Source organism: Streptomyces sp. NPDC042336, assembly GCF_055581985.1.
Map to the genome: position 1 here is coordinate 70139 of NZ_JBVJEA010000029.1, position 11307 is coordinate 81445.

The 11307-nt window shown below is 71.4% G+C and carries 8 protein-coding genes; 1 reads left to right on the forward strand and 7 read right to left on the reverse strand.

Going from position 1 to position 11307, the window contains the following annotated elements:
* Positions 1-77: 77 nt before the first annotated feature.
* From eccCa to ACZ6IM_RS36650, 3 genes are read right to left on the reverse strand one after another with little or no spacing between them, the layout of a single operon-like run.
* On the reverse strand, positions 78-4139 hold the full coding sequence (gene eccCa, locus ACZ6IM_RS36640) for a type VII secretion protein EccCa (protein WP_469562834.1): 4062 nt from the start codon (positions 4137-4139) through the stop codon (positions 78-80).
* Entirely contained in the window at positions 4136-4567 is a 432-nt protein-coding gene (locus ACZ6IM_RS36645; RefSeq protein ID WP_469562836.1) for a hypothetical protein, read from the reverse strand. The genes eccCa and ACZ6IM_RS36645 overlap by 4 nt, the downstream gene beginning before the upstream one ends.
* A gap of 2 nt (positions 4568-4569) precedes the next feature.
* Complete coding sequence (locus ACZ6IM_RS36650) at positions 4570-4932, reverse strand: WXG100 family type VII secretion target (RefSeq protein WP_402678058.1); 363 nt, start codon at positions 4930-4932, stop codon at positions 4570-4572.
* 180 nt (positions 4933-5112) lie between these two features.
* Here ACZ6IM_RS36650 and ACZ6IM_RS36655 point away from each other — a divergent pair, with 180 nt between their 5' ends.
* Complete coding sequence (locus ACZ6IM_RS36655) at positions 5113-5736, forward strand: hypothetical protein (protein WP_402678057.1); 624 nt, start codon at positions 5113-5115, stop codon at positions 5734-5736.
* 59 nt (positions 5737-5795) lie between these two features.
* On the opposite strand, the gene ACZ6IM_RS36660 is transcribed toward ACZ6IM_RS36655, so the two are convergent.
* The 4 genes from ACZ6IM_RS36660 to ACZ6IM_RS36675 all read right to left on the reverse strand — a co-directional run bounded on the left by ACZ6IM_RS36660 (position 5796) and on the right by ACZ6IM_RS36675 (position 10693).
* Positions 5796-8507, reverse strand: a complete 2712-nt coding sequence (locus tag ACZ6IM_RS36660; protein WP_402678056.1) for a right-handed parallel beta-helix repeat-containing protein — start codon at positions 8505-8507, stop codon at positions 5796-5798.
* Between the two features lie 28 nt (positions 8508-8535).
* Entirely contained in the window at positions 8536-9867 is a 1332-nt protein-coding gene (gene eccD, locus ACZ6IM_RS36665; protein WP_469562841.1) for a type VII secretion integral membrane protein EccD, read from the reverse strand.
* Between the two features lie 78 nt (positions 9868-9945).
* Positions 9946-10272, reverse strand: coding sequence for a WXG100 family type VII secretion target (locus tag ACZ6IM_RS36670; RefSeq protein ID WP_109030543.1), 327 nt, complete (start codon positions 10270-10272; stop codon positions 9946-9948).
* A gap of 58 nt (positions 10273-10330) precedes the next feature.
* Positions 10331-10693, reverse strand: coding sequence for a WXG100 family type VII secretion target (locus ACZ6IM_RS36675; protein WP_104630818.1), 363 nt, complete (start codon positions 10691-10693; stop codon positions 10331-10333).
* Positions 10694-11307 lie beyond the last annotated feature (614 nt).

Consider the following 11307-nt stretch of genomic DNA (forward strand, 5'->3'; position numbering starts at 1 on the left):
GCGGTAGACCGCGGTCCGGTCAAGAGGTTCGCGTGTCGGTCTCGGTGGTGCGCGGGGCCGTGGACCCCGCGCACCTGCTAGTCGTCGGCCGGGTCGTAGACGGTCTGCAGCAGGGCGGCGCCGGCGCGGCGGGAGACGAGGAGGCCGCGGCCGGGCGGGAGGCGCCGGGCCCGCTGGTCGTGCAGGACGGCCCCCTCGCGGGGATCGCCCGAGAGCAGCAGCCCGTCGGCTCCCAGTTCACGGATGCGTCCGCCGACCGGGTCGGAGAGGGAGCGGGACAGCCCGCCGCTGCGGCGGGCCAGCACCACGTGGAAGCCGATCTCGGCGGCCTGGGTCACGTAGTCGCCGATCGCGGCCAGCGGCCCGCGTCCGCCCGCCCCGGCGGGGGCTACGAGGTCGTAGTCGTCCACGACCAGGTACAGCTCGGGCCCGGCCCACCAGTCGCGTTCCTTGAGCTGGCGCGGGGTGATGCCGGGGGGCGGCATGCGCTCCTTCAGCTTCTCCACGACCTGCCCGAGGTACGCGGTGGCGGTGTCCGGGTCGCCGGCGACCGCGCCCATGTAGTCGTCGGGTACGGCGCCCAGCAGTCCGCGCCGGTAGTCGACGACGATGAACCGCACGTCCCAGGGCGACCGGCGGGCGGCCGTCTGCCGCATCCAGGACCGGAGGAACGACGTCTTGCCCGATCCTGAGTCGCCGTAGACCAGGAAGTGCGGCCCGTCCGTCTCCAGGTCGATGACCGCGGGGGCCAGGTCGAGTTCCCCGATGCCGATCGGCACGGCGCCCGCGGGCAGCGCCTCGGCGCCTCCGGGGAGGGTTTCCACGGCCTGCGCCAGGTCCTTGGGCGTCACCACGTCGGCCAGCACGCGCAGCGGCGGGGCCACGGCGCCCTTCCAGCCGGTGGCGAGATCCGCGACCGCGGTCTCCTGTGCCTTGGTCAGGTTGTCGACGGACGCGGCGCCGTCCAGGCGGGGCAGCACTGCCTGGAAGAAGCTGCCCGGTGCCGTGAGGCCGCGCCCAGGGACGAAGGCACGCACCTGTTTGGCCAGCGGCCGGGAGATCTCCGACTCCGCGGGCTCGGCCAGCCGCAGCTCGAGGCGTCCGGTGATGGTGTCGCGCAGGTTGGCTCGCAGTTCCGCCCAGCGGTTGGCGGTGAGTACCAGGTGCACGCCCACGTTGAGGCCGCGTACGGCGATGTCGGGGACGATCGCCTCGGCCTCCTCCACGGTGGCGCGCAGCGCGCTCCAGTTGTCCACGACGAGGACGACGTCGGCGGCGTTGACCCCGGGGGGCAGGGCGTTCTCGTCGCGGAGTCGGCGGAAGTCCGCCGCGGAGTCGACGCGCAGTTCCTGGAAGAGCCGTTCGCGTTCGTCGACCAGTCGGCGGACCACCGCGAGGGCGCGCCGGGTGCGCGCCTCGTCGTGCCGGGTGGTGATGCCCGACACGTGCGGTGCGTTCTCCAGGCCGATGAGGCTGCCACCGCCGAAGTCGATGCCCGTGAACTGGAGTTCGTCCGGGGTGTGGGTGAGCATGGCGCTGAGCATGAGGGAGCGCAGCAGGGTGCTCTTGCCGGACTGGGGAGCGCCGACCAGGATGAGGTGCCCCTGCTGGCCGGACAGGTCGAGGAGCAGCGCGCGCTGTTCCTGGCGGGCGGGGAGGTCCACCACGCCGACCGGGAAGGTGAGTCCGCCGCCCTGGGGCCACAGCAGGGAGTGGTGTCCCCGCTCGTCGTCGGTCTCCAGCGGGGCGAGTACCGATTCGAGTTCGATCATCGGGGGCAGGGGCGGCAGCCACACCTGGTGCACGGGGCTGCCGTGCACCTTCACCTGCTCGACGACGACCTGCATCTCGGTGCGCCGGCCGGGCAGCGTGCGAGGCGGGGAGGCCGAGGGCTCGGTCTCTTCGCCCTCCTCCTCCCGGGCGTCCTCGGCGGTGCGCAGGCCGAAGGGGACGGGCACCGCGGGCGGTCCGGTCTGCGTCACATGTTCGTCGGCCTCCTCGTAGGCGCCGGAGATGTGGGCGACGCGGAAGCGTTCGTAGACCGACTCGTCGACCTTGAGGTAGGCGGAGCCCGGGATCGAGGGCAGCCGGTAGGCGTCGGTGGTCCCGATCACGGCCCGGCTCTCCTGGGCGCTGAAGGTGCGCAGGCACACGCGGTAAGACAGATGTGACTCCAGCCCGCGCAGCCTTCCCTCGTCCAGCCGCTGGGTGGCCAGCAGCAGGTGCATGCCGAGGCTTCGGCCGACTCGTCCGACCTGCACGAACAGCTCGATGAAGTCGGGGCGCTGGGTGAGGAGTTCACCGAACTCATCGACGACGATCATCAGGTACGGCATCGGCTCCAGCGGCCTGCCGTCCTCGTCGGTGCCGCCATTCGCCCGGAGGATCTGGTACTCGCGCACCGAGTCCACGTTGCCGGCCGCCCGCAGCATCCGCTGACGGCGCTGCTGCTCGCCCTGGAGGGCGGTGCGGACCCGGTCGACCATGGCCAGGTCGTCGGCGAGGTTGGTGATCAGACCTGCCACGTGCGGGAGTTCGGTCACGCCGGCGAAGGTGGCGCCGCCCTTGAAGTCGACCAGGACGAAGCTGAGGTGTTCGGGCGCGTGGGTCATGGTCAGGCCCGTCACCAGGGTGCGCAGCAGTTCGCTCTTGCCGGAGCCGGTGGCGCCCACGACCAGGCCGTGCGGGCCGATGCCGCCCTGTGCGGACTCCTTGAGGTCCAGCACCAGCGGAGAGCCGTCCCCGGTGAAGCCGATCGGCAGCCGCAGCAGCGCCTCGTCGTCGGGCTCGCGCCACAGCGCGGTGGGGTCGAACGCGCCGAGATCAGACACGCCCAACATCTCGGGCAGGGCGACGGTACGCGCAAGGACCTGTTCCTGTTCGCCGGACAGCCTCAGCGGGGCCAACGCGCGGGCCGTCTGCTCGCCGAGCGGAGGCGGGCACACGTCGGCGACCGCGTCCTCGGCGGTCTGCACCAGCGCGGGGTGACGTGTTTCCAGGGTGAGAGCGCCCTCGGCGTCCACCCGGGCGCGGGCGTCGACCCGGCTGGGCTCCTCGCTCTCCTTGGCGACCACGCACACCACGTGCAGGCCGCTGTCCGGGCCCGCCTCCGCCAGCAGGTCGGACACTAGGGGCAGCCCGGCCCAGTCCGCGTCGGGCCGGAAGCCGTCGAGGACGACCACCAGATGCCGTACGGTCCTGGGCTCGCGGCGTATCCCGAGCGAGCCGGCGCGCTCGGCGCGCTCTTCACGCACCCGGTCGACGTGGGTCTGAAGGATGTCGGCGAGACCGTCCATGCTCAGCGCGATCATGGGCACCGAGTCGCCCCGGCCGGGCCGACGGGCGTGCGGCAGCCACTTCGCCCAAGCCCAGGAGCGGTCCTCGTCCTGGACGAGAGCCGCGATCTGCACGTCGTCGGGGGCGTGCAGCACGGCGAGTTGCAGCAGCAGCGATCCGGTCAGCTCGGCGGTGCGCTCCTCGGGGCCGAGCAGGCTCAGGACACCGGTACCCGCGAGGTCGACCCAGGCGGGCTGGAGTCCGACGGTCTCGAAGTCGCGGGACAGCTTCTCGGCCCGGCGGCGGGCGTCCTGGTCGTGTTCCGTCGTGGGGTCGCTGTGCCGGCTCAGTGCGATGCGCATCGCTGGGGCGCCGCGGCCGATGCCGAGCCGGAGCTTCATGAAGTCGGCGTCGGCGGGCCTGCGTTCCCACACCCGGCGCGGGCCGGTGGTGGCGATCGCCCACAGGCGCCTGGGGCTCGGGTGGACGAAGGCGCTGACCGCGCGCTGCGCCGCCGCCGACTCGCGGGCCTGGTTCCGGATGTCCCCCAGGTACTCGACGTACCGGTCGCGCTGCCGGTACTGGGTGCGCCGGCCGGCGTTCTTGGTCTGGGTCCTGACGACGACCGTCACGCCGATGGAGACGACGACGAAGCCGATGCCCAGCATGATCATCCAGGGTCGCCCGAAGGTGACCATGTAGGCGGCCATGCTGATGCTGCTGAGCAGCGGAAGCAGCATGTAGAGCCAGGTCTGCGCCTGATTCTGCGCGGCCTTCTGCGGTGGCGCGGCCAGCGAGACCTGCTGCTCCGGGACCGAGGGCGGAAACGTCCTGGCCGGGCGGTGGAAGCTTGTCCTGGTCATTGGTTCGGGAAGTCCTGAGTGAAGGGGAATTCGGGTCCGAGGTGGTCCGAGGGCCCGCCGCCGTCACCGGTGGGGACAGCCATTTCGTTGGAGAAGTTGGTGAAGGCCCACCACAGTTCGTTCTCCAGATGGCTGAAGCCCACGGCCGCGCCGAGTATTCCTCCGGCGATGGCGGGAAGGACGCCGAGTTGGCCGCCCTCCTGGCCGAACATCTCCGTCATCACACGCGTCCATCGGTCGCCGAATTCCTGGGCCTCCGTGGCGCTCGGGGCGACCCAGCCGAGTCTCAGCCCGGCGGCGATGTTGTTGACACGCATGATCGACTCACCGATCTCGCCGGCGAGCGACGCGAGTGTGGTGCCCTCCGTGCCGAGTGCCGGCGGATCGATCCTTATCGTCACGGCGTCGTAGTTCGCGCTCTCGGGCATCGTCAGCCTCCGGAGTTGGTGGTGTTGGCCTGTTCGGCGGAGGCGTAGTTGTCGTAGGCGGTCTCCATGCGGTGCGCCATCTCGCGCAGCAGTTCCTCCAGATCGTGCGAGGCCCTGGCGAACCAACTGGTCATCACCTCGGCGGTCGCGGCCGCGGGGCTCTGCCAGTGGGTCTGCGCCGCCTCGAAGCGGGCCTCCACCTGGCCGATCAGTCCCGCGATGTGTTCGCTCTCGCCGCGCACCGCGCCGATCGCCCGCCTGAGTTCGCCGAGCGCGACCCGGAACTCCTGCGGGGACATGCCGCCGCCGTGACCGCCCGAACCCTCGCCGTCCGAACCACTGTTGTTTCCGGCCGGTGTTGACATGACTGACACTCCTTGAACCTTGACCGCCGTCCACGGCACACGGAAGCCGGGCGGCCTCCCGGGCATGGGCTCCGACGCTTTCACCGCCGGAGCTCGGTGTGACAACATTGCGAGGGTCGGCGTCGTCCGACCAGAAGGCCGGCTGTCTGTCGCCGACGGACGCTCACATGGGAGCAGCGAATGCCCAATCCCCAGAACGAACCCGCCCCGGGCGGCGAGGGCGGCGGAGCCGTCGAAGATCCGGACAAGGGGAAGGAGCTCGGTCACCTCGTCCCCGGCATGTCGGTGGGCTGGGAGACACCGCCCAGCTTCAACCAGGACCCGAGCGGCGGGTCGGGCGGCGAATCGGCGACCGACGTGGCCGACAGCGGCCCGATCCTGTTCGACGCGACCACCGTCCGGGCGACCGAGACCACCCTGCTGGCCCAGGGGCGCAACGCGGTCAACAACTACGAGACCCTGCGGGCCAGGGTCGACACCGCCGTGCACTCGCAGTTCTGGGCGCTGGCCAAGCCGAAGCCGGCCATCTCCTCGGGCTCCTACGGCCCCACGACGCCCGGCGGCACCGGCTGGAGCCCGACGGTGCAGGAGACCAACGACAACGATGCGCGCATCGTCGCCGAGATCGGTGAGGAGTTCGCCGCCCACATCAACCCGGCCATGCAGAAGGCACTGGCCCTGCAGGCCAACGCCCTCGCGCTGCTGGGCAACTACATCGCGCTCATCAACAGCTCGGGTCAGTCCTACTCCCGTCTCGACCGTGCCTCGCACTTCCCGGAGCCTCCGGGTCCCGTGACGAGCTGAACAGCACACGGTGTACCGCCCGGCACCGGCGTGTCGGGCGGACACACCACGGCCCGCCATCAGGACACCGCCGCGGGGACGTCGGCCGGCAGCAGCACCATGAGGTCGTCGGCGTCCGGGTCGGACAGGTCGGCCACCCGCATGGCGTGCTGTTCGGTCATCTGCTGGAACACCTGGCGGGCGGTGCGCCCGTTGCCGAAGCGCTCGGTCCGGGCGATCGAGGCGAAGTGGTCCAGCAGCGCCGCGGCCGTGTCCTCGCCGATGCGGTACTCGTGCCGGGCCGCCTGGTGCTCCACGATCCGCACGAGGTCCTGCGACGAGTAGTCGTCGAAGCGCAGGGTCCGGGTGAAGCGCGAGGCCAGGCCGGGGTTGGAGTCGATCAGGCGCTCCATGTCCTGCGGGTATCCGGCCGCGATCACCACCACGTCGTCGCGGTGGTCCTCCATCAGCTTCACCAGGGTGGAGATCGCCTCCTGCCCGAAGTCCGTGCTCTGCCCGGCCGGCACCAGGGAGTATGCCTCGTCGATGAACAGCACGCCGCCCAGCGCCCGTTTGAAGACGGCGGTGGTGCGGGGCGCGGTGTGGCCGACGTACTCCCCCACCAGGGCGCCGCGGTCGGCCTCCACCAGGTGCCCGTCGGTCAGCAGTCCGAGAGCGGCAAGCAACCGTCCGTAGAGTCGCGCCACCGTCGTCTTCCCCGTGCCCGGGTTCCCAGCGAAGACCAGGTGGCGGCTCAGTGGCGGCGGTTGCAGGCCCGCCTCCTGACGCCGTTTGACCAACTGCATCAGCTTGGCCATGGACTCCACCTCGCGCTTGACGCTCTCCAGACCCACCAGATCGCCCAGTTCGGCCAGCAGCTCCTGCAACCGGTCCTCGCCCGGTCCTTCCCGGACGGCGACCGCCGTGCCGGATGCCATGCCGGGGCCGGTCGCGGGTACGCCCGCGGTGCCCGCCGCGCGGGCCGGTCCGGTGCCGTCGTCCTCGTCGGCCGTGGGCAGGGTGGAGGCCGCGACACCGCTGGTGCGGCACTGCTCGAACCGGGCCGCCGCGTCGTCGGCCTGGGACAGGTCCTCATCCGTGTCCTGCACCAGGCAGCGGCGCAGAAGGGGGGACGCCTTGGACCCCACGTACACCGCCGGATAGCCGGTGGCGGAGATCGTGCAGTCCTCCAGCAGACCCTCGGACCCGTCGCCCGCGTACACACCGTTCTTGGTGGTGCCCGCGATCGTGACCGAGCGGACGCGGGGCCGGGCTCCGGCCCAGATCACCAGGCCACTGCCCCGGGCGTCCGAGATGGTGAGGTCCTCGATCCAGGCCTCACTGCGTTCGTCGAGGAAGACCCCGGCCGATCCGGATCCCTCGATCCGGCCGCCCACCAGCAGGGCGCTGGTGCCCGCCGCGATCTCGACGCCGGTCCTGGCGGGCCGCAGCACCTCGCAGTCGGCCAGCAGCGGCCGGTGCCGGCTGTCCAGACGGATGCCGGTGTCCGTGTCGGCGACGACGAGCGCGCGCAGGACGGCGTCGGCGTCCTTGACGTCCACGCCCGTCATCCGGGCTCGTTCGATGCGGGTGTCCTCGGCGGTGAAGTCGGCCGCGCCCTCGACGCGCACGGCGTGCTGGGCGCTGTCCCGGACGGTGCAGGAGCGCAGTTCGGCGCGGACGTTGCCGGCGATGTGCAGCGCGGTGTAGGCCGTCGTGGAGATCTCGCACTCGGTGAGCCGTACGGTGCACCGGTCCGTGGCGTGCACGCCGTTGGCCCCGGTCCGGGCCACCGTGCCGCCGTGCACCCGAAGTTCCGCGTCCTCCACGACGGCCAGGCCGGTACCAGGTACGTCGACGACGCGGACGCGGTCCATCTCGACGCGTCCGGTGCCCGCGGCGATGACGCCCGCGCCGCCGGTCTCCCGTATCTGGCAGTCGTCCATCCGCAGCCGGGCCGCGTCGCCCGCCAGGACGCCCTCGCTGCCGGTGCGGAAGATCTCGCACGTCTCCAGCCTGGTGCGGGGCGCCCCGCGCTCGGCCGCTGCGGCGTGCTCCCCCTCTTCGGCCGCGGGGGTGACGGCCGTGGCGGTGGCGCCGTCGGCGGCGCGTACGCCTTGCGTCCTGACGTCGTGCAGCCGGCAGTCCCGCAGGAGCGGGCGCGACCGGGTCTGCGCCAGCAGACCGGCGTCGCCGACGTGGCGGACCGTGCAGGCGTCGAAGGTGCCCTGCGACTCGCCGGTCAGCACGATGCCGCAACCGGTGACACGTTCGACCGTGGTGTGCCGCACCTGCGCGCGGGCGGCATCACTGAGTGTCAGGCCGTGCCCCGCCGTGGAGCGGATCACACACTCTTCCAGGACGACCTGAGCGGTGCCGGTGACGAGGACACCGGAGCCCTCGGCGTTCTCGATGGTGCAGGTGCGCAGTTCGGCGGCTCCGCGGCCGATCTCGACGCGCCCCACGGAGACGGCGCAGTGGTCGAGGACGGCCCGGCCGCCGCGGACGAGCACGGAGGGCTCTCGGTCGGCGGTGCCCTCGACCGTCAGATCACGTAGCTCGCAGGTACCGCCCCGCACCGTGATCGCGGGTCCGTGGGCGGCGACGACGCGCACCGTTCCCGGGCCCTTCTCGGCGATCAGGGTGATGTCGCGGTCCAGCACCACGGATTCGCGGTAGTCCCCGGGCTGGACGTGGATGACCGCGCCCTCACCGGCCGCGCGAACGGCGGCCGTGACGGTGCGATGTGTGCCCCAGCCCCGGTCCGCCACCCTGAGGGCGTTGCGTTTCACCGCCGCACCGCTCCGGCCTCGGGGCCCCTCACGGCGTCTGTCCCGACTGCAGCAGCGAGGTGTAGACGCCGAAGACTCCGACGGCGACCGGCACGGAGGCCAGCAGGAAGAACCCGGCGAGTGTGTCGATCCAGGTCGGCCGCTCCTCGTCCGAGTCGGCGCGGAACGCGCGGCCGAGGCCGAACGCCAGCGCCGGCACGGCCGCGCCCAGCAGGGCGACGGGCCCGGTCCACGCCGGTGCCCCGAAGTTGCCCGGGACCCGGACCAGTGCCACGGCCAGGCCGAGCGTCCCGGCTGCCACCATCGGGACGACGGCGGGCGCCATCGTCAGCCGCCCCGCCCGCAGGATCAGCGCCAGTCCGAGGCAGGCGGTGAGCGCGACCGCGAAGGCGTGGTCCGCCGAGCCCAGGATCACCAGGCACGCCGCGGCGACGGCCGAGCCGAGTATGTTCGTGCTGATGAGCACGCGCTCCCCTCGCTTCACCAGCCGCAGGACGTCCGCCTCGTCGGCGTAGGGGTCCGTGCCGCCCGCCCGCGAGCCCGCCAGCACCGCGAAGTGCCCGGCCGCCTTGGGTGCGGCGGCGAGCACGCCCATGGTGGTCACGGACACCACGGCCGCCGACTCCAGCAGCGAGGTACGGCCGAGGGTGAGAGCGGCGGTCAGCACCAGGGTGATGCCGGTGATCGCCACGGCCATCAGCGTCGTGACGTGACGGATCGCCAGCAGCCCGGCGAGGGCTCCGACCAGGGCACCCACGCTCAGGGCCAGGAGCAGGCCGGAGGCGCTCGCGCTCGCCACCGGCAGGCAGGCGGCGGACGTGGCGAGCAAGGGTACTCCCGCGTGCGCCATCGTCAGCCTCAGGCCCAGTGAGAGCGACCAGCTCTGGCGGGTGGAGTGCCAGGCCAGCAGGGTCAGGGCGAACGCCACGACCATCGCGCCGATCCCGGTGCCGGGACGGTAGGAGTCCGCGGAACCCGACCACGCCATTACCACGAAGGCCGCGATGAGGCCCAGGACGGCCAGGACCAGTGTGGTGTAGGCGCGGACCCGTCGGCCCCAGGCAGTGACACCGTCGCGGGTCTTCTCGACGGACTCCTCCAGGTCGGTGACCACAGGCTCGTCGAACTCACCCGCGGCCAGGTCCCGGAGGTAGAGCGTGGCGCCGTCCGCGACGCCCGCCTCCCGCAGCGAGGCTTCGGGCGCGAGGGGCGGGGCGCCGGGCAGGGCCAGCGACCACACCGGGGGGAACGTCTCGTCCAGTTCCACCTGCCCCACGAGCGTGAGCAGGGCCGGGGTGTACTCGGCGATGGCCGCGTCCGCGGGCACCGCGAGATCGACCCGCCGCCGTGCTCCCACCACGGTCACATGACAGCGTTCATTCTCCACTGGATGTCTTCCTTGTCACGCGTAGCCGGGGCCTGTCGAGGGGCGGCGGGGTCAGTGCACCGAGTTCCAGGTCCTGATGTTGGCCTCCTCGGCACCGACGTAGTTGCCCCAGTTCACCCGCATGACGTGGGCGATCTCGCCGAGCACGCCGTCGTCCTCCTCGCTGCCGAAGAGGCCCACCGCGGCCATGTCCCACTCGTGCATGCGCAGTTGGTAGTCGGTCGCCGACTGGGCGTTCCAGGTGTCGATCAGCGACTGGATCCGGCTCTTCAGGGCGTGCAGCTCGCCCATGATGTGCTGGGCCGCGGCGTTGATGTCCTGGCCGGCGGTCTCCAGGCCCTGGCCGACATAGATCGGCACACTTTCGATATCGGGCATCGCGATTCCTTCCTCGGAGGGTGTGAGCAGCGAACGGAGGTGCGGACGCAGGCCGGGATCAGGACAGGTTGGCCTTCGGAAGTGACACGTTGTTGAGGTTCGCCAGGTTCGAGTGCTCGGAGCCGAGGTAGTTGTCGGCGCTGGAGTCCAGGCCGCCCGCGATGGCGAGCAGCGCGTTCTGGAGCTGTGCCGCGTAGACGTCCCACTCCCTCATCAGTTCCTGGAAGGTGTTCGACGCGACGCCCTGCCAGTTCGCCTCCATCGCGACGACGTAGCTCTTGAGGGCATCGAGTTCGGCCTGCACGATCTGTTCGGTCGTGCGGATGTCCAGGGCCTTGGCCTTCAGATCCTCCGGTGTCGTTTTGTACAGGACACCGTCCGAGCCCCTGAAACCGCCCTGCCCTCCGTCGGGTGTCGCCATGAGGCCCCGCCTTCCTGAACTCGATTCGATGGCTCACCTGCCCGGCGCGCCGGGCAGGTGGGAGAGGTCGCGGAACCGACAGCCGTCGGCGGAACTGTCCGTCGGACAGGCGGAATCCACCCGACCGGCACACGAACGGCTGATCGGGAAACCAATGTTAGGGGAAAACAACGGCATACCTGTCAGTGGATGGCCAAGTTCACGTTGGCTTGGCTCACTGTCACACACGTCCACACCCTTCGGACATAGTGTGAGGCGGACGTATGCCGGCCCTGCCCGTCGCGTCGTACCAGCTCGGACAGCAGGTCGGCTCAACGTGCGCTCAGAATATCGGGGTTCGGAGGTGGAACGTCGTCGCCTCGATCGGTGCGAACGATGCGGTCCCGCCGTGACCGAGGACACTGTCCTGCCCGGGCCTTCCGGCAGCGTCACGGGCAGCCGCAGTCGGTGGCGTAGAGCAGCACGAAGAGAGCCGTCGCGGCGGTCGCACCGAAGGCTTTGGCGGTCAGACCGCTCCGCCCATCCGTCGTACGACGCCCTTGATGAGTGCGGCGAGGGCCGCCACCCGCTCGGGCGTGGCCTGGGACTTGAGCAGCGAGGAGCTGACGGCGAAG

What these genes read in the sequence shown, in the direction of transcription:
- eccCa (WP_469562834.1), bottom strand. Translation starts at nt 4,139, where the DNA reads ATGACCAGGACAAGCTTCCACCGCCCGGCCAGGACGTTTCCGCCCTCG.
- ACZ6IM_RS36645 (WP_469562836.1), bottom strand. Translation starts at nt 4,567, where the DNA reads ATGCCCGAGAGCGCGAACTACGACGCCGTGACGATAAGGATCGATCCG.
- ACZ6IM_RS36650 (WP_402678058.1), bottom strand. Translation starts at nt 4,932, where the DNA reads ATGTCAACACCGGCCGGAAACAACAGTGGTTCGGACGGCGAGGGTTCG.
- ACZ6IM_RS36655 (WP_402678057.1), top strand. Translation starts at nt 5,113, where the DNA reads ATGCCCAATCCCCAGAACGAACCCGCCCCGGGCGGCGAGGGCGGCGGA.
- ACZ6IM_RS36670 (WP_109030543.1), bottom strand. Translation starts at nt 10,272, where the DNA reads ATGCCCGATATCGAAAGTGTGCCGATCTATGTCGGCCAGGGCCTGGAG.
- ACZ6IM_RS36675 (WP_104630818.1), bottom strand. Translation starts at nt 10,693, where the DNA reads ATGGCGACACCCGACGGAGGGCAGGGCGGTTTCAGGGGCTCGGACGGT.